At 62.7% G+C, this 507-nt stretch carries 1 protein-coding gene; it reads right to left on the bottom strand.

The window, feature by feature from the left end; all coding sequences use genetic code 11:
* Positions 1-507, bottom strand: a 507-nt coding sequence (locus tag EOA29_RS39660; RefSeq protein WP_145970169.1) for an efflux RND transporter permease subunit, incomplete at both ends; no start/stop codon positions are given.

Raw genomic sequence — 507 nt, forward strand, 5'->3', positions numbered from 1 at the left:
ATATCGGTCTGGCCAGTATCGAGGCCTTGAACCACGAGCTGGTAGGCGCTGGCCGACGACCGCGAACCCAGCCTCAGGTTCTGCACCGGCTGCATATAGGTCTCGATGCCGGCCACGCCTGCCAGTTGCTTGCGCAGATCCGAGAGCACCTTTTCGATGTCCGGGCGCTTGTCCTTGTCCTTGAGCTGCACGAACAACTGGCCCTGGTTGAGCGCATTGTTGCCGCTGCCCGCCGACCACGCCACATGATCGACATAGGGCGAATGGGAGAAGACGCTGGCCACCTGGCCCTGCAGCTTCGCCATGGCGTCGAACGAGATGTCCTGGCGGGCGACCGTCGTCACCGATATCTGGCCGATGTCCTCTTGCGGGAAGAAGCCCTTCGGCGAGACCTCGATCAGCCAGACCGACGCCGCAGCGGTGCCGATGAAGACCAGGAACACCAGGAAGGTGTGGCGCAGGCAGAAGCTCAGCAGCCAGTCGTAGCAGCGTGTGACGAAGTCATGC

Source organism: Mesorhizobium sp. M1E.F.Ca.ET.063.01.1.1, assembly GCF_003998155.1.
In the GTDB taxonomy this organism is placed as follows: Bacteria; Pseudomonadota; Alphaproteobacteria; order Rhizobiales; family Rhizobiaceae; genus Mesorhizobium.